The 17,427-nt window shown below is 68.1% G+C and carries 18 protein-coding genes; 6 read left to right on the forward strand and 12 right to left on the reverse strand.

All coding sequences use genetic code 11. The features are described from left to right. Window positions 1–21 precede the first annotated feature (21 nt). Complete coding sequence (locus QH168_RS17305) at window positions 22–612, forward strand: SRPBCC family protein (RefSeq protein WP_280235687.1); 591 nt, start codon at window positions 22–24, stop codon at window positions 610–612. Between the two features lie 134 nt (window positions 613–746). Further along, complete coding sequence (locus QH168_RS17310) at window positions 747–1,142, forward strand: hypothetical protein (protein WP_280235688.1); 396 nt, start codon at window positions 747–749, stop codon at window positions 1,140–1,142. A 98-nt stretch (window positions 1,143–1,240) separates the two neighbouring features. Here the strand turns inward: QH168_RS17310 and QH168_RS17315 are convergent, their stop codons facing one another. Beyond that, on the reverse strand, window positions 1,241–2,335 hold the full coding sequence (locus QH168_RS17315; RefSeq protein WP_280235689.1) for a DUF6670 family protein: 1,095 nt from the start codon (window positions 2,333–2,335) through the stop codon (window positions 1,241–1,243). 101 nt (window positions 2,336–2,436) lie between these two features. Then, entirely contained in the window at window positions 2,437–3,066 is a 630-nt protein-coding gene (locus tag QH168_RS17320; RefSeq protein ID WP_280235690.1) for a TetR/AcrR family transcriptional regulator, read from the reverse strand. Window positions 3,067–3,160: 94 nt separating this feature from the next. Here QH168_RS17320 and QH168_RS17325 point away from each other — a divergent pair, with 94 nt between their 5' ends. Next, window positions 3,161–3,667, forward strand: a complete 507-nt coding sequence (locus QH168_RS17325) for a MarR family winged helix-turn-helix transcriptional regulator (protein WP_280235691.1) — start codon at window positions 3,161–3,163, stop codon at window positions 3,665–3,667. Continuing rightward, window positions 3,664–4,044 (forward strand): DUF5313 family protein, encoded by a 381-nt coding sequence (locus tag QH168_RS17330; protein WP_280235692.1) that lies wholly within the window; start codon window positions 3,664–3,666, stop codon window positions 4,042–4,044. The genes QH168_RS17325 and QH168_RS17330 overlap by 4 nt, the downstream gene beginning before the upstream one ends. Window positions 4,045–4,111: 67 nt before the next feature. Here QH168_RS17330 and QH168_RS17335 read toward each other — a convergent pair whose 3' ends face one another. The 9 genes from QH168_RS17335 to QH168_RS17375 form a co-directional block, all read right to left on the reverse strand. Further along, a complete protein-coding gene (locus QH168_RS17335; protein ID WP_280235693.1) occupies window positions 4,112–5,068 on the reverse strand; it encodes an MlaD family protein in 957 nt (318 codons plus the stop codon). Continuing rightward, window positions 5,065–6,144, reverse strand: a complete 1,080-nt coding sequence (locus tag QH168_RS17340; RefSeq protein WP_280235694.1) for an MlaD family protein — start codon at window positions 6,142–6,144, stop codon at window positions 5,065–5,067. Before QH168_RS17340 ends, QH168_RS17335 begins: the two co-directional genes overlap by 4 nt. Beyond that, window positions 6,141–7,244 (reverse strand): MlaD family protein, encoded by a 1,104-nt coding sequence (locus QH168_RS17345; protein WP_280235695.1) that lies wholly within the window; start codon window positions 7,242–7,244, stop codon window positions 6,141–6,143. Before QH168_RS17345 ends, QH168_RS17340 begins: the two co-directional genes overlap by 4 nt. Further along, a complete protein-coding gene (locus QH168_RS17350; protein WP_280235696.1) occupies window positions 7,244–8,323 on the reverse strand; it encodes an MlaD family protein in 1,080 nt (359 codons plus the stop codon). The genes QH168_RS17345 and QH168_RS17350 overlap by 1 nt, the downstream gene beginning before the upstream one ends. Next, window positions 8,311–9,315 (reverse strand): MlaD family protein, encoded by a 1,005-nt coding sequence (locus QH168_RS17355; RefSeq protein ID WP_280235697.1) that lies wholly within the window; start codon window positions 9,313–9,315, stop codon window positions 8,311–8,313. The genes QH168_RS17350 and QH168_RS17355 overlap by 13 nt, the downstream gene beginning before the upstream one ends. Further along, window positions 9,312–10,352: an MlaD family protein gene (locus QH168_RS17360; protein ID WP_280235698.1), complete on the reverse strand. Its 1,041-nt coding sequence runs from the start codon at window positions 10,350–10,352 to the stop codon at window positions 9,312–9,314. Before QH168_RS17360 ends, QH168_RS17355 begins: the two co-directional genes overlap by 4 nt. Before the next feature lie 5 nt (window positions 10,353–10,357). Further along, the gene (locus QH168_RS17365) at window positions 10,358–11,224 is read right to left on the reverse strand and encodes an MlaE family ABC transporter permease (protein ID WP_280235699.1); all 867 of its coding nucleotides are present in this window, start codon (window positions 11,222–11,224) and stop codon (window positions 10,358–10,360) included. Then, window positions 11,224–12,069: an MlaE family ABC transporter permease gene (locus tag QH168_RS17370; protein WP_280235700.1), complete on the reverse strand. Its 846-nt coding sequence runs from the start codon at window positions 12,067–12,069 to the stop codon at window positions 11,224–11,226. Before QH168_RS17370 ends, QH168_RS17365 begins: the two co-directional genes overlap by 1 nt. Before the next feature lie 519 nt (window positions 12,070–12,588). Beyond that, window positions 12,589–13,866 (reverse strand): hypothetical protein, encoded by a 1,278-nt coding sequence (locus tag QH168_RS17375; protein ID WP_280235701.1) that lies wholly within the window; start codon window positions 13,864–13,866, stop codon window positions 12,589–12,591. Between the two features lie 529 nt (window positions 13,867–14,395). Here QH168_RS17375 and QH168_RS17380 point away from each other — a divergent pair. Then, window positions 14,396–15,067 carry a phosphate signaling complex PhoU family protein gene (locus QH168_RS17380; protein WP_280235702.1) on the forward strand — a complete coding sequence of 224 codons (672 nt, stop codon included), beginning with the start codon at window positions 14,396–14,398 and terminating at the stop codon, window positions 15,065–15,067. Window positions 15,068–15,125: 58 nt separating this feature from the next. Here QH168_RS17380 and QH168_RS17385 read toward each other — a convergent pair whose 3' ends face one another. Continuing rightward, a complete protein-coding gene (locus tag QH168_RS17385) occupies window positions 15,126–16,037 on the reverse strand; it encodes a LysR family transcriptional regulator (RefSeq protein ID WP_280235703.1) in 912 nt (303 codons plus the stop codon). Between the two features lie 70 nt (window positions 16,038–16,107). Here QH168_RS17385 and QH168_RS17390 point away from each other — a divergent pair, with 70 nt between their 5' ends. Continuing rightward, window positions 16,108–17,244, forward strand: coding sequence for a TDT family transporter (locus tag QH168_RS17390; protein WP_280235704.1), 1,137 nt, complete (start codon window positions 16,108–16,110; stop codon window positions 17,242–17,244). The last annotated feature ends 183 nt before the right edge of the window (window positions 17,245–17,427 follow it).

Consider the following 17,427-nt stretch of genomic DNA (forward strand, 5'->3'; position numbering starts at 1 on the left):
CACCACTCCAGAGGAAGACTCATGAAACAACTCGTCATCATCGCGGCGGTTCTCGTCGTGCTCGGCGCGCTCGCCGGACTCATCGCCCTCGTCGTGCTGCGCGCGCGTGCCCGGAAGCTGTTGTCCGTCGACGCCGAACCGGAACCGGAGTCGCTGATCCGCACCCTCCGGTCACGCAGCCCATCGTTCGAGATGACGCTCACCCGCCGCTTCGATGCCGCACCCGAGCGGGTCTACAACGCTCTCTGCGACGGCGCGTTCTCCTGGTTTCCGCTGATCAACGGCATCCGCTACCAGAGCACCGACCGTGGCGTCGGAGCCGTACGCACCCTCGACGCATTGCTGTTCGCCTCGCTCGAACAGGTCACCCACGCCGAACCGGGGCGCCGACTGACCGTGGTCGGTGTGCGCACTTCCGTACCACTCGCGGTGCTGACCTACCAGCAGGACTTCCGGCTGCGATCGGTCGACGGTGCGGGCACCGAGGTGTCGTGGACCGTCGGCGGACGCCCGGCCATCTTCGCGTTCCTACCCCTGAGCTGGGCCGCGCCGTTCGTGCGCCCGTTCGCGCGGTTCGCGCTCGGCCGGTTGTCGACGCGGGTGTCGGCATGAGGTCTCGCCGCGCAGCGAATCGAATCACGGCCACCGAACCGGCCGAATGCGGCTCCGGGCAGACCTGGCGCGGCGCGGCGGTGCGCTCCGGGCGACCGTCGCACAAGCTGTGATCAGGTGAGAGAAGGGACCGCATGACCGAGACCGTCACCGAGCCGAAACCCGATACCGACGCGCCGCAGTACGCCAGCATGCTGACCAGCGGATACCGGACACTGATCACCGTGTGGAAGTGGCTGCGACGCAAGGCCGTCGCGTTACGCGCGGACCTACTCGACCGTCTTCATATCGCGCTACTGGGTGCCGCCGCCCTCGGCGCCGCCGCGATCATGCTGGCCTGCGGCGGCTATCTGCTCCTCGCCGCGGGCGTCGAAATACTCGATCTGTGGGTGCCGCGGTGGGCGGCCCTGCTGATCGAGGGATGCGCGCTACTGCTCGTCGCTCTCGGCGCGGCGGGCACCGGCCTCTGGCTGCTCGCTCGCGCGAGACGGCGAGATCGACCCACCATCGGTCGCCGGGTGAGCAGCTGAGGACTGATCAGACCGCCGCCGGGCCAGCAGGATCCGTGGCGCGGGTACCGCTCGGATCCGCCCGACTCGGCACCGCGCACGACGCGCATGAGCGACCCTCAACGACCCTCGCAGTCCACCCATTCCAGGTACCCGCTGCCGTCGACCGCTCGCCCGCGCCAGCTACCCGCATAGGTGAACGCGCCCGCGTACCCGCGGCCGTGCCCGTAGCGCAGGGGCGAATCGACGGTGGCGTGCATGGCGAAGACCTCACGGCTGTCGTCGCGCACCGACCAGCGCAGTTCACGGGGAACACGCATCACGCGGCCGAGTTCGTCGACGGCGGTCCGGTCGGACAGGACCTCCATGCGGACATCGGTGAAGGCGCGGGCGTCGCCGTCGAGGGAACGCAGATGGGCCATACGGCAGGCGGTGGTGCCCGCTGCCCGGACGTCGGTGAGCAGCAACTGGGTTCGGTGGTCGAGGTTGATGATCTGGTAGGTGAAGAAATCGACCGGCAGTTTCAGTCGCTCGGGCACCGGGCGGGCGGTCAACGCCTGGGGTGAGACGCAGCGCGCGTACTCGACCGTGCACAGCGTGTCGATATCGACGCTGCCCTCGGCGTCGGTGAGGGTGCCGCGGCAGGTCGCCAGCAGGCTGACGTGGTCGTAGACCGGGGTGCGGATGAACCAGGAAGCCTGGGCCGTGGCGGTGATCTCGGCATCGACGCGGAAGCCGCGATAACGCCCCGTCAGGGTGAAATGCGGGTAGGTCCCGGTGATTTCGAGGTCCTCGCCCCAGCGCAGTACCGAACCGTCGGCGGCGAACTCGCACTCGGTGCGGGTGTCGTAGGCGCGGTAATGACGGTGGCCGGCATGCGCGGTGGAGGAGAACACCGTGCTGGTGTGCCGGGCATCGGCGACCGCGAGATAGTCGTTGTCGAAGCACACCGAGCCGGTGGCGCCGATCAGCGTCATCGTGTTCAGGTAGCGGTGCCTGCCGGGTAGGCGCGGGATGAAGATCCCGTAGTGCGTCCAGGCCCACAGCGACGAATCCTGATGTGGGCGCAGCATATCCGGACGATCGAATGGTCTGCTGGATTCGATGACGCGCCGATCCACTCGCGGTGCGAGCCCGCGCAGCAGGGCCTTGGCCGCCATCCGCAGTGGAAGACTGCGCTGCTCGTTTCGGTCGCTGATACTGGTTGCCGACATAGGAATACCTCTCGACCAGCTCCGGCACACCCGATCACGGGCCTGCGGATCGCGCCACGTTGCGCGACGAACCGTTAATTTACCGATCGGTCATAAACGGGTCAAGACCACGCGCGCCGATCCCGCACACCGGCCTCGGCCACCAGATCGATGATGCGCAGCGACCGCGCGGCCATCTCGGCCGCCGAATGCTCGGGATGACGCAGCCACCAGCGCACCACCGAACTCACCATCCCGGTCCACACCTCGGTCAGCACCGCGAGGTCGTCGGGGTCGACAGCGCGACCGCCCGCCTCGCCGACCACCGCGACACCCCGCGACGCCTGCTCGATCAGCCGGGTGCGCACCCGCGCGGCCTCGGCGGGCGCATTCCCCTCATCGGGCAGGCTGCGATCCCAGAGGACGTTCCAATCGTTGGGCCGGGGTTCGAGGGCGGCGAAGACGGCGGTGAGCACCATCGCGGGCAGGCGCAGACCGGAGAGCCCCTCGGTCATCGCGTTCTCGATATGGGCGGAAAGATTGTCGCCCGCGCGCCGCACGCAGGCCGAGAAGAGCCCGTCCTTGGATGAGAAGTACGCGAGCACCATCGGCTTGGAGATACCGGCCCTTGCGGCCACGGCAGCCAGCGATGTGCCCGCATAACCGAACCGGCCGAACTCCTCGGTCGCGGCATCCAGGATCTGCCGCTCCCGCTCCGCGCGCGGAACACCCTTCGTACCTGCCGTACCCATCCATCTATCAGACCACCCGGCCGACCGGGGAGCTAACAGGACGCCGATCACAATTACTTCATGCACTAACTGTTAATGCGCTAACGTAGCGGGCATGAAGGAAGACGGCACGGCGATCGACGATCCACTGCGCCTGGACCGCCAGGTGTGTTTCGCGCTCGCGGTGGCCAACCGCGCGGTGCTCGCGGTCTACCGGCCGCTACTGGAGCCGATGGGCCTGACCCATCCGCAGTATCTGGTGATGCTCGCGCTGTGGGGTTCGGCGCCGATGTCGGTCAAGGAGATCGCCGAAGCCATCCAGCTCGACTCCCCCACCCTCTCGCCGCTGCTCAAGCGCCTGCACAGCGCCGGGCTGATCACCCGCGAACGCGATCCGCGCGATGAACGCAACCTGGTGATCGATCTGACCGAACAGGGCCGCGCCCTGCGCACGCGGGCCGAGGCCATCCCACCGGCCGTGGTGGCGCGGCTCGGTGTGAGCCTGGCCGATCTCGAAGAACTGCATACCGTGCTGACCCGCGTGAACGAGGCCGCCCGCCGATCCGTGCTCGCGGAATCGCCGCACACCGAAGCCGACCACATCGAAGGAGCGCGCCCATGAGCCGCGAACGCCGTCGCCCGAATCCGATCCAGTGGCTCGGCTACGCCTGCGGACGGCGCCTGCCCGATTCCCAGCGCGACTGGGTCCGCAACGACCTCACCGGCACATACGCTTTCCCTCGCCACGTGGTGCGCGGCCTGGTCCCCTTCACACCCCTGTTCGCGGTATTCCTGCTCTTCCCCGGCGAGCTGTGGCTACGCGGCTCGATGGTGCTGCTCGCCCTGCTACTGGCGCTCTTCTACACCGTCGCCTTCATGCCGATGAACCGCGCCCACCGCCTGGCGAAGCACGGCTTCCCGCAAGACCTGGAAAACCCCGCCCGCGCCGACCGCCGCGAACGCGAACGCGCCCGCTACGCCGCCCAGCACCCGCACTGATCCGACGAGCGGTACCTGGCTGCGGCGTTTCGCGAGTAGCCCCCGCAGCCAGGTGCCACTCGTGGCGCTATTTCACGGTGACGCGGAGTTGGACGGCGTCGTCGGTGGTGGATTGGAGGGCTTGGGAGATGAGGGCGGAGATATCGAGAGGTGGGCCCGCGGGGGTGAGGGCGTCGGCCAGTGGTTGCAGGCCGGGGAGCAGGGCGGTCAGTTCCGGGCCGACCTGATCGACCCATTCGGTGAGGCGCTGGAGGAATGGGACCAGGCCGTTGTCCTCGAGATACATCTCGGGGGCATTGCCGGTCTGGATCAATCGGCCCACCGATTCGACCAGTTCGTCGAGCCGTTGGGCGAACTGGGTGAAGGCGGGCGCGGCGGCCGCGGTGGCCGGTCCGGCCCAGTCGATGTCCTGGGAGACGGTCTCGAAATCATTGAGCAGCTGGGCGATCTGCGGTTCCCGCGACACGATGGTGGAGGCCAGCAGATCGGCGGCGCGGGTGAGTTCCGGCATCACCGCGTCGGTGCCGTGCAGCGCGACGCTCATGGTCTCGGCCAGCGATCCGACCACCGCGGGATCGAGCTGGTTCATCGTATTGGTGACCATCCGGGCCGCCTCGGGGATCGACAGCGGTGTGCGCACGTCCTGCGATTGCAGCCGCTGCCCGTCCGCCAGGTACGGTCCCGCACCGGTTTTCGGCCGGAACTGCACATACGGCTCGCCCAGCGCGGACAGATGTTCGATGGTGACGATGCTGTCGGTGGGCACCTTGTGGTCGCTGTTCACCCGCAGCCCGACCTCCACGCCGGAGGCGGTGCGGTCCACCGAGGTCACCCGGCCGACCTCGATTCCGGTCAGTAGGATCGGCGAACCGACACCGAGCCCACCGGAATTCGTCAGCACCATCGACGCCTCGGTGTAGTCGGCGAACGGATCGACCTGCACCACACCGAAGGTCAGATAGCTCGCACCGAGCACGGTGATGGCGGCGATACCGCCCAGAGATGCCAGCGGGCCGATCTTCATCGGATGGCTCCGATCATGCGCAGGGTCTGCAAGATCCGATCGATCTCGTCGTCGGCGGAGACCGGTGCGCCGCCCTCGGGCGCCACGCTGACACCCGAGACATTCACCTTCGCGCCGCGCTCCGCGAACGGAATGATCTTGTCCCGCAGCAGCGCGGTGAGCAGGGCGAGATTCGACGGCGACGCCGTGTTCAGCGGTGCGCCCGTGGCCAGCGGCGCGAACGCCAGCGCGGCCGCGTCACCGGCCTGCACCAGTGGCGTCAACCAGGTCATCGACTGGCCCACCGGCCCCAGCGCGCCGAAGATATCGGTGACGCCGGAGATGGACGTGGTGGCGAGATCCATCCGGTGCACCGACTCCGGGCGCAGAATATTGTCCAGCTCGGGCTGGATCTCGTGCAGCACACTCGAATTCGTTTCCAAGCCGTACAACAGCCGGTCCACCTCATCGAGGTTGGCGGCCAGATCGACGGCATCGCCCGCCATCACCTGGGTGATGCGCTGGGTTTCCTTCGGGTCCTGCGGCAGCACCGAATTGAACCGGTTGATGATGTCCTGCAACTGCCCGACCGCGCCGCCCTGTACGAACACCGCCATGGCGGCCATCGTGTCCTCGAGCTGCACCGGTGGTTTGGTGTGCTCGAGGGTGATGGTGCCACCGCGCGGCAGCAGCGAATCGAATCCGTCGGGCGGAGTGGTCAGCGCGATGTGGATATCGCCGAGCACGGTGTTCTGCCGCAGTTCGGCGATGGTGGTGGCGGGCAGGCGGACGTCATCGGAGACCTCGATATCCACCACCACGTACCCGCCGCGGCCCTGCGGCGCCTCGTCCGCTGGCACCACCCGCACCGAATCCACCGTCCCGACCTGCGCACCGTTGGCGATGACCTTGGCGCGCGCGGGCAGATTCAGCACGTTCGCGAACTCGATGCGCACCGGATAGGTCGATCCGGACACCGTGGTGCCCGGCACCGGGACCTGCGCCGGATCGAACGCACAGCCGCCGACGGTCAGCGCGGCCGCCGACACCAGTGCGGTCGCGGCGATCCGCACCCGTTTGCCGAGCGTCGCGGTCATCGCGCACCTGCCAATCCCAGCACCAGCTGAACGAGTTGGACATCGACCATGCCGTTGTCGGCTCCGGCGCAGCGGCCGGGCGCCACGGCATTGATGGCGGCGCAGACCTGTTCGGCGTCGCGGTGGGCGATCGCCACCCGTGGCGGGGCGTAGACCAGTCCCGGCGCGCCGGTCGCCGGATCGGTCACCGAACGGAACGCCGAGCTGAGCGCGGGCGCCATGAGCACGATGTCGCGTAGCGAACCGACGTTGGCGCGCAACATCTTCACCAGCGGAACCAGTCCGTCGAGGGTGCCCATCAGCGGGTCGGCCAGGATGGTGGTCAGATCGTTGAGCATGGGCAGCATCTCGCGCAGCCCGTCGAACAGGGCGGCACCCGGTACCAGCAGATCGTCGCTCGCCTGGTTGAGCACCGGCGCCAGCCGGGTGAGCATGGACTTCAGATCGCCCCAGTGCGTACTGACCTTCTGCGACACCGAGGAGAACGCGTCGAAGATGCCCGCGAGATGTCCGATATCGGCGTCCGGGGATTTCAGCGTCGAGCCGAGTTTCATCACCAGGTCGTTGATCTGGGCACCCGTGCCTGCGGTCGCGGAGTCCAGGGCCGCGAGACCACCGGCCAGCGCATCGGGCTGGGTCTGCGGTGTGCCACCGATCTGGTCCGACAGCGCCGCCAGCGCGGTGATGGTCTCGGTGAGGCTCTTGGGTGTCAGGGTTTTGGTGATGCACTGCCCGGCATCCCACCGGTCGGCGGTCTTGCCGCTGGCCAACACCGCGAGTTCGCGGTCGGCGACAACACTGTCGGACAGGGTGGTGGCGGAGGCGTCGGCGTAGACCGGGTACTGCGCGTCGACGTCGAAATCCACCCGCACAGCGGCACCTTCGGGCCGGATGCCGGTCACCGTGCCGACGGTGATACCGCGCATCGACACCTGATTGCCCTCGTACAGCCCGACGCTGTCGGGCATGATCGCGCAGTAGGACCGGGTTTCCTTGATCGGATCGAAGGCGAGCACGTACCCCGCCACCGCGACCACCGCGATGACCAGGGCGCCCGCGATCGACATGAACGCCTGTGAGCCGAGAATCCGTTTCAGCATCAGCACGCCTTCCCCGGCACCGGGACACACACCGGGCCGAGCGCGGCTCCCGGATCCAGACCGGGTGGCGCGGTGACGGTTTCGCTCGAACGGTCGATCGTCACCGGGCCGTCCGGGATCACCAGTCCGCCGAGCCGTTCCCCGAGACCGTGGACGGCGGTGATGAGCGGTTCGAGTTGGGTGCCGAATTCCTGGAGCCGCGGCAGCGCGTCGGCGAGTTGCTGCGCCTTCGGCTTCAGCGTGTCGTCCCACGCGGGGGCGAGAGTGGCCACCCGCTGCACCACCGACGACAGCAGCCCGACCGCCTCCTTCAGCTCGGCGCGCTTGTCCAGCAGCAGGGTTTCCATCAGGTTGACGTTGTCCATCAACCGGCCGAGATCGGATTTGGCGCCGTCGTACATGGTGACGTACTCATCGGCAACGGCGATCGCGTTGGACACCTGGGTGCGCTGACGTTCGATGGCGTCGAGGTACTGACCCAGCGTGTCCAAGGTGGTGCGCAGGGTGTCGGGGGCGCCATCGATCGAGGTCTGGATCGAGGCCAGATTGCGGCGCAAGGTGTCACCGTCGGTCGCCTGCAATGGTGTGGTGGCGTCCTGGAAGGTCTCGATCAGGCTGTAGGGCAGGCGAACCCGTTCGGCCGGGATCGCCTTGTCCCCCAGCGGCGCGTCCCCCGCCGGGAACAGCGCGACGTAGTGGCCGCCGACGATGGTGAGCATGCGGATATCGAGCGAGGTCTGATCGCCGACGAACACCTCCGAATCGACGGTGAACCGCATGACGACCCGATCCGGTTTCAACTCCAGCGATTCCACCGTGCCCACCGAGATACCGGCCAGCCGCACATCATCGCCCGCCTTCACCGACTGGGCCTCGGTGAGTTCGGCGGTATAGGTGGTCTTACCGAACGGCACCACGTACACCACCGTGGCGGCAACGGCGGCGATCACCAGTGCGACGGCACCGATGATGCCGAGGCGCAGCTCTTTACGCAGCCGGGTCGACTCGTCCATGATCGGGACGTCACCGCTGAACACGCGGCGGATCCGGGCGAGGCCGGGCAGTTTCACGCGTTGCATATCGCGACCTTCTGTCCGCCGATGAGCACCTGCACCGGCGCGGGCAGTTCGGCTTGTCCCTTGCTGCATTCGGGCTGCCAGCCCGCGATGGTGCGTGGCAGCGAATTGTCGAGCGCGGTGAGCAGTCCGGGCAGCTTGCCGAACACCTCGACCGCCTGCTGCGGGTCGGGGAACAGTCCGCGGATCATCGCGTCCACATCGGTGCTGCCGTCGGTGGCCAGTCCGAGCGCGTCGAGCAGCCGGTCGATGGGCGCGAGCACTGAGGGCGCGGTCATCGCGAATTCGGCCAAACCGCCGACATTGGTGCGCAGCGCCTCGAAGATGTCGGACAGCCGCGCCAGCAGCGGCACCAGATGATGTACCCGGCCGCCGACCCGATCGGCCAGATCCGACATGTTGCCGACCAGGGTGGCGATCACTTCCTGCCGGTTGCCGACATGCTCGGCGAGTTTGCCGATGGCGTCCAATGCCGGACCGAGACCGGCGCCGTCGCCCTCGATCACCGCGAGCATGCTCTCGGTGAACTGGTTGATCGCCTCCGGCGACATGGTGGCGAGCACCGGCTTCAAACCGTTGAACAGGCTGGTCACATCGAAGGACGGCAGGGTCATATCGGTGCCGATGGATGAGCCGTCGGGCAGGCGGGCGCCGGGGTTCGGCTGCTGCTGCAAGTCGATATAGCGCTGGCCGGTGAGGTTCTGATAGCGGATGGCCAGCACGCTGTTGTCGTAGATCGGGGTGGAGGTGGTGACCGTCAGTTGCACCTCGGCCCGGTAGCCGTCGAGTTCGATGCCCTCGACCTTGCCGACCTGCACGCCGTACATGCGCACGTCATCGCCGACCTTGAGGCCGTTGGCGTCGGTGAACAGCGCGCGATGTGCCTCGGTGTCACCGCCGACCGGCCGTTTGATCGCCGTGATCACCACCAGCAGGATCGCCACCATCACCGCGGCGAACAGGACCAGCCGCCAGGCCGCGCCGCGTACCGTCATCGCGCACCTCCCTGTGCGGGCAGCCCGAGCAGCGGCACCGCGATACCGGGGACGCCGCGCAGTTCGAGTTCGAGATCGAGCACCGGGCCGTCCGGGGTGTCCTTCATGGCGGCGCCGAGCCGGGTCAGCAGGTCGCGCAGTTCGGCGGCCGACTGCTGCGGGCGCGGCACCGTCCGCGCCAGCACCGTGAGCAGCGGCGCGAGCATATCGGTGTAACCGGACAGCTGCCCGGCCTCGGTCAGCGTGGTGGCGAGGGCGGGCAGGATCTGCCCGGTCAAGGCGCCCACCCCGGCATCGAGTTGTTCGCGGTCGGTGCGCAGCACATCGATCTCGATGAGCTGGTCGATCACCTCGATGGTGGCACCGGCGAACTTGCCGCCGCCGTCGAAGGCGCCGCCGAGACGGCCGACCAGCTCCGAAGACGGCATCGACTGGTTGTCGGCGACGGTGCGCGCGGCCGCGATCAACGCCTCCGCCAATGGCGTGAACGCCTTCACATCGGCGGCGGCCTGCGCGATGACGGTCGCCATCTGCGGGGTGAACACCGTCGCGCCCACCTGCGACATACCGCGCAGCAGACTGCCCATGGTGGCGTCGTAGACGTCGGCGGCGCGGTCGCCGGTCAGATCGATCACCATATCGGCGCGCAGCGGCGAACCGCCCTCGCCCGGCAGCAGTTCGAGTTCACTGACACCGAACAAGTTGGCCGGTGCGTAGTCGACCTTCAAGCTGTCGTCGAGCCCGGACAGCCTGGAGTCGTCGAGTTGCAGTGTGATGCGCTGGGTGCCGAGTTCATCCGGCGCGATCTCGGCGACCTCGCCGACCAGCACACCGTCGACCCGCACCTGGGTGCCCGCGACCACGCCGTCACCGATCTGCTCGGTGTGCAATGCGATGCGCAGCCCGTCCTCGGAGCGCAGCGCCCGATAGCAGACGGTGCCGAGCAGCACCGCAACGATCACGGCGACGATCACCGCACCGACCGTCATCGCGCGGGCCCGATCGGCCGCGACCCCTGGCATTCCGTATTTCGGCATCTGTCCTACCCCGTGAAACTGATCGCCGAGTTGAAGCCCCACAGGGCGATGGACAGCACCATGTCGATCGCGATGATCGCCACGAAGCTGGCTCGCACGGCGCGGCCGGAGGCGATGCCGACGCCCTCGGGGCCGCCGGTGGCGAAGAACCCGTAGTAGCTGTGGACCAGGATCACCACGGTGCCGAAGATCGCGACCTTGATAACGGCGGCGATCACATCGAACCCGGACACGAATTGGAAGAAGTAGTGGTCGTAGACGCCGGCGGACTGGCTGTGCATGAGGGTGAGCAGCCCGCGGCAGGCGAGATAGCTCAGGATCAGCGCGATGAGGAAGGTCGGCACGATGGCGATGGCGCCGGCGATGACTCGGGTGGTGACCACGAACGGCACCGACCGCAGGCCGAGGGCTTCGATGGCGTCGATTTCTTCGGAGATGCGCATCGAACCGATTTCGGCGGTCATCCGGCAGCCGGCTTGGGCGGCGAAGCCGATCGCGGCGGCGATCGGGGCGAGTTCGCGGGTGGTGGCGAAGGCGGACACGATGCCGGTGACCGGACCCATGCCGAGCATATCGAGGATGGCGAACGATTCGACGCCGACCGAGGCACCCATCACCAAGCCGAGCACGACCATCATCGGCACGGTGCCGCCACCGACGATGACCGAGCCGCGGCCCCAGGTCATATCGGTGATCGCGCGCATCGTTTCCTGCCGATAGCGGCGCACGGTCAACGGAACCGACGACAGCACCTGCCACACGAAGACCGCGACGAACCCGAACGATTCGACCCCGCGCAGGACGCGGCTGCCGCGGCGGAAATAGCGCGCGGCCCAGCCGAGTCCCTTCGGGACGTAGGAGGAGGTCGACATCAGACCAGCCTCGTCGGCATGAACATGGCGCTGATCTGGGTCATTGCCAGGTTCACGATCACGATAGACACCACCGACAGCACCACCGCCGCGTTCACCGCATCGGCCACACCCCGCGGTCCGCCCTTGGCTTCGAGCCCGCGCTGGCAGGCGATCACCACCACCAGGAAACCGAAGATCAACGCCTTGATCAGCGACACCCACACATCGGCGACCGTGGTGAACGAACCGAAGGTGGCCCAGTACGACCCGGGCGTGACGCCCTGCCCGCCGACCGCGACCAGATATCCGGCCAGCACGCCGACGAAGATGATCAGGATGTTCAGCAGCGGGGCAACGATCAACATCGCGACCATCCGCGGAATCACCAGCCGGTGAATCGGACTGATCCCCATGGTGTTGAGCGCGTCGATCTCTTCCCGGATCGTGCGCGCCCCCAGATCCGCCGCGATCGCCGCCGCACCGGCACCACCGAGCAGGAACCCGGTCGCCATCGGCGCACCCTGTTTGATCACCCCGAGCCCACCGGTCGCACCAAGCAGTGAATCCGCGCCGAGAGTGTGGATCAGATTGCCGACCTGCACCGACACGATGACGCCGAACGGGATCGCCATCAGGATCGCGGGAATCGCGGTGACCGTGATCAACCGCCACGCCTGGATCAGCGTTTCCTGCCACTGGAACTTGCCACGCGCGATATCGCTGGCCGCGCCCGTCACCGACTCCTGCGCAACACCCACCGCACGACCGAACGTCCGCAACGACGACACCACCGTGCCGGAGAAATTCTTGCGCACGATCGCGACGGCCGAATCGCTCGGCGGCTTCCGGGTATCCAGCGTCATCAGCGAAGTCCTCGCGCCGCGATCGCGGCGCTTGCGCACCAGCGCGGGCGGCAGCGTGTTTCGGGTTTCATGGCGCACTCTCTGCTTTCGGCGTCGATGCCAACCCTGAGGAAGCTAATCGTTACGAGAGGTGACATACAAATTCACAAGGGGGTGACCCTGAACACAAAGAAACTGGATCCGACATCACCCGAGAGCCTTCGTGTTATAAGTCACGATCATCTTCGATCCGGTCGGCGGGTAATGCGCGGACGGCCACCGAACCCATCAAGCCGGTTACCTCTTTGCGCAGTTCAGGCCGATATCCACCGTGATCTCACCCAACGGTCGGCGCCCACAACAAGCACGCTCGCCGGATTACCGCCAGCAGTGCGGGCGAAGCCATCCTCGACGCCACCTGCTCGGTAGGGCTCGACATCACCTGGACAGCCCCCGGCCTCAGAAGGCCGGCGACTCAGCAGAGTGGACGCTGCGGCGCATCGAGCACAGCCGGTCGGCGTAGGCCGGTGCTCAAAAGAACTAGCGGTCGGTGGCCGAAGGAGGATCCTGGCTCGCGGAACCGGTGGCCGTATCGGAATCGGTAGCAGTCCCGGCGGAATCGAGCGGCGTGGCGGCCGGGTCAGCCGCAGCCGATGACGAGGCAGCGGACCCGTCAGCTGCCGCAGGAGCGGCGGCAGGCCCAGCATGAGCCGCCGGTGCCGCGGCCGGATCAACGGACGTAGACGGCCCGGAGTCGGCGACAGGTGCGGCAGCGGCGGCAGGCGACGCGGCGGCAGCGGCGGATTCGGCAGGAGCGCCGGGCGCGGCAGGAGAAGCGGGCGCGGCAGGAGAACCGGCAACAGCGGCCGCTGGAACAACAACGGTGGGCGTGGCAACAACCGAATCAGCGGGCGGCCCAGCGGCACCCGCAGGACCGGACGCCGAATCGTCCGCGCGGGCAGCAGGCGCATTGCTCGTGCGTCCGGCGACTGCACCTGCTGCGGCGTCCCACTTCTCGCGCATGGTGGCGATCCTCGCGCGCAGGCCGATCGCTTCGGCGCCGTGGTTGACGACCCACTGGCCCACCGCGGCAAGGGCCGAGGCCACCGCGATCACAGCGGCGGCGATAGCAGCGGGGGTGAACCGCGAGGTGGCGACGTACTCGCCCCTGCCGACACCGGGCAGAACGAACTTGCCCTCACCTTTCACCCAGCTCAGGAACTGGCCGACCTGACCACCCAGGTCAAACCTCCGCGCTGTCAGCGCCTTCAGCTCCGCGCCTTTGCTGTCGAGGTAGACCATGGTGAACAGCACCAGAATCGCCACGGCCACCGATGCTCCCGCCACCAACCGGGCGAAGAACTCCGTACGGGTGCGGAAGTAGAGCACGGCGACACAGATGGTCAGCACGATCGCGGCCGCGGTCACGAATGCCCATAGTCCACTGACCTGTGGCATCTTCGGCGGCGACTTCGACCAGACGGTCAGGTATTTGGTGGACACGTTGATCCGGCCGAATGCGCTGGATTGCACGGATCCATTCGGCCCGGTGGCCATCAGCCACGGCCGCGTCATCAGGATCAGGGTGACGAAGACACCGACGGCCGCCAGCAGGTAGCCCCAGTGTCCGCGCAGCGGCGACCCGAGGCCGCGCACCGCAGCCACCCGCCCACGGACGACGTTCACCTGACGGGTGACGCGGGCTCCCGTCGATTCCCGCCCTTCGCTCTCGACGGCAACTGCGACCGCCTCGGTCGAACCGCCGACCTCGGAACCACGCGTATCCGGGCCCGCCGGTTCGGCCGAACTCGCGTCCACGCGCAATCCGACTGGCGACGATCTCGCGCCCGCGGCCCCGCTCGAACGCACCGGAGCCGCTCCCGCGGCGAATCTCTCGGAACTCGCCCCCGCGAATCCGTGCTGCCCCGCCGCCGACTTCGCGGCGGCGGCCCACCTACTCGTCGGCGCAGGCTCCGCCGAACCGGTGGGCCCAGGTCCATGCGAACTCGCCGCGGCGGATTCGATCGGATTCGCTGTCGCGGACTCGTGCGGATTCGCCGCCGCAGATTCGACCGGACGCGCGGCCTCGACTCCGTGCGAACCTGCCGGTTCGACATCGGTGTCCCGGGCGGCCTTCGCCTGCCAGGGGGTTTCGCCCGCCATTACCGCAGTTTATGGTGCCTGCACCAGTGGGAATACCGGCGCGTAGCGGGATGCCCGGACAACCCGGACACCGCGCTGTGCGCACCGGATTTGCCTGCTGCCGCACCGCATCTCGAATGCCCTCGGCAACGAAGATCACGCGATCAATCGACCGGCGGGGTACACATAGGCGACAATTTGGCCCGTGCGGACCCAGTTCACCAATGAGCTCGTCGCGTTGACCGATGAGTTGACGCAGATGTGCCGACTCACCCAGGACGCTGCCGAGCGCGTCACCGATGCGCTCGTCGACGCCGATCTCACGGCGGCCTACGAGGTCTTCGCCCTCGATGAGCGGCTACAGGCCATGTACGCGGCGTGTGAGGAGCGGACGGTGGTGCTGCTCGCGCTACAGGCGCCGGTGGCCCGCGATCTGCGCCATGTGGTGACCGCCATCCAGATCGCGGGTGAGCTGTCCAGAATCGGCTGGCTCACCAGCCGGGTGGCCGATCAGGTCTACAAGAGCAACCCCGACCCGGTCGCGCCCGAGCCGATCGTGGCGTTGCTCGCCGAGATGGGCAGGCGCGCGAGCCGCGCGACCGCACACGCCCTGCGTTCGGTCGCCGCGGGACAGCAGCCGCCGGAGGAGACCCCTGAGCCGCCGAGCGAGACCATGGAAGCCCTGAACCACCGGCTGCATTCGGCCCTCAGCGCCCCGGCCTGGACCGGAAGCACCGATACCGCAATCGAACTCGCCCTGCTCGGCCATCACCTGGAACGCTGCGTCGACCACACCGCCCGCATCGAACGTCTGATCCGCTTCCTCGACACCGGTGTTCCCCCGACCGCACAGCCGACGGAGGAAGACAAGGACTGAGCGTCGGCGGCACTCACCGTGCAGGGGCCGGTTCGCTTCGGCCTGATCACAGCTGCGGCTACCGCCCCGACCGCCGTGCGATCGCGTAGAGGTCGCGCGCAGGCCCGGTCGGGCGCGTACCCGCGGGCCATACGGCGCGCAGCACCCGATCCAGGTCGAGCCCGGTGACGCTCGGCGCGACCAGCGTTCCTGCCGCCACCTCGGCCGCCACCGCCAGCGAACTGAGCACGGCCGGGCCGACACCAGCGGCGACGGCCGTTTTGATCGCCGTGGTCGACGACAATTCCAGCGCTACCGCGGGTCGGGCGCCGGGGCGATTGCGGGCCAAAGCGTGTTCGAACCAGTTCCGCGTCCCCGATCCGGTTTCTCGTTGCAGTAGCGGCGTTTCGGCCAGTTCGTCCACATCCACCGCACCGCGGCGCGCCCACGCATGGCCGGGCGCCACCACGACGACCAGGCGATCCTTGCCCACCACGCGACTGTCCAGCCCGGCGAAGCTCTGCCTGCTCTCGATGAAGCCGATGGCCGCGCGTCCGTCGAGCACGGCGTGGGCGACTTCCACCGAGTTGCCGGATTCGAGGGCGATGGTCAGGTCGGTGGCCGCCGCGCGCAGGGTGGTCAGCCAGCCGGGGAACAGGTATTCGGCGACGGTCTGGCTGGCAGCGACCCGCAGCCGGGAATCGCGTTCGGAGCGCAGGGTGTCGATCCCGGCGTCGAGCTGGCCTGCGGCATCGATGACCGCGCGCGCCCATTCCACGATGAGGACACCGGCGCGAGTGGGTCGGGAGCCGAGGGTGGTTCGTTCCAGCACCGGCACGCCGACCAGCTTCTCCAACGTCCGAATGCGGGAGGACGCCGACGGCTGGCTGATGCCGTGTGCCTGCGCGGCGCGACCGAGGCTACCGAGTTCGACCACCGACAGCAGCAGATCGAGCGCGGCGAGATCGGGCACCCGCGGCGACAGAGGCATAGAACCATTCTATGTACCCATAGGACCGCGGCGGCTACCCGACGCGACGGTATCGCGCGAGCCTTGGGTCATGACCCTCACCGCGACCGACTTCTCCGCCGTTCGGCGCAGCGCGCCCGTGCGCACCGACGCGCTGGCTCATATCGGCCTGAACTGGTTCGCGATCGTGATGGGCACCGGGATCGTCGCCAATGCGGCGGCCACCCTGCCGGTCCAACCACCGGGGCTGCGGGCGGCGGCCACGGCGATGTGGTTGCTGGCTGCGGCGTTGCTCGCCGTGTTGAGCCTGGCCTGGGCGGTGCGTACTGTCCGGCATCGGGGACAGGTCCGGGCCGAGCGCGATCATCCGGTGCTCGCCCACTTCTCGGGTGCGCCGCCGATGGCACTGCTGACGGTCGGCGCGGGCGCGATGCTGCTGGGCAAAGACGTCATCGGCGACACCGCCGCCGTGACCGTGGACTGGATCCTGTGGCCGCTCGGCACCGCGCTCGGCCTGGCCACCGCATTCGCGGTGCCGTACCGAATGATCACCCGTACCCCGGCGGGCTCGCCCGACGCGGCGTTCGGCGGATGGCTGATGCCGGTCGTACCGCCGATGGTCTCCGCGGCCACCGGCGTCCTGCTGCTGCCCCACACCCCACCGGGCCAGCTGCGCCTGACCCTGCTGGCGTGTTGCGGCGCCATGTTCGGTCTGAGCCTGATCGCCGCGCTGGTCACCACGACCATGATCTGGTCCAGGCTGATGCATTTCGGCGCGCCCGCCGCCGGACTCGTGCCGACGCTGTGGATCGTGCTCGGCCCGCTCGGCCAGTCGGTGACGGCGGCGGGCGCGATGGCCGATAGCGCACCCGCTCTCGTTCCGGCGCAGGAGGCGAACGGGTTGGTCCTGGCCGCGACCGTTTTCGGCATCGCGACCTGGGGATTCGCCATGCTGTGGCTGGCATTGGCGCTCGCCGTCACCGTGCGCACCATCCGGGCCGGTGCCCTCGGATTCACCCTGACCTGGTGGGGATTCACCTTCCCGCTCGGCACCTGCGTCACCGGTAGCACCGCGCTGTTCCACCACACCGGCGCCGATGTGTTCGCCGTGGCCGCGGTGGCGTTGTACGCGCTGCTGCTCGTGATCTGGTCCACGGTGGCGCCACGGACCGCACTCGGAGTACGCGACGGTTCGCTGCTGCGGCCCGCCGCACCCGCACCCGTGTGACCGTGCCCACCGGATAAACCGCAGCTCACCGAATACGGTCCGGCGCGGTGAGCGGATGTACACCCAGCGTGGGCACCATTTCCGTACCCGAGCAGTAGATGTGTCCCGGCGGAGTCGGATAAAACTCCCAATCATGGGAAGTAGGTACGGTGTTTGCAGACGAGAAATCAGACATCTACTATC

Source organism: Nocardia cyriacigeorgica, from assembly GCF_029868385.1.
Classification (GTDB): domain Bacteria; phylum Actinomycetota; class Actinomycetes; order Mycobacteriales; family Mycobacteriaceae; genus Nocardia; species Nocardia cyriacigeorgica_F.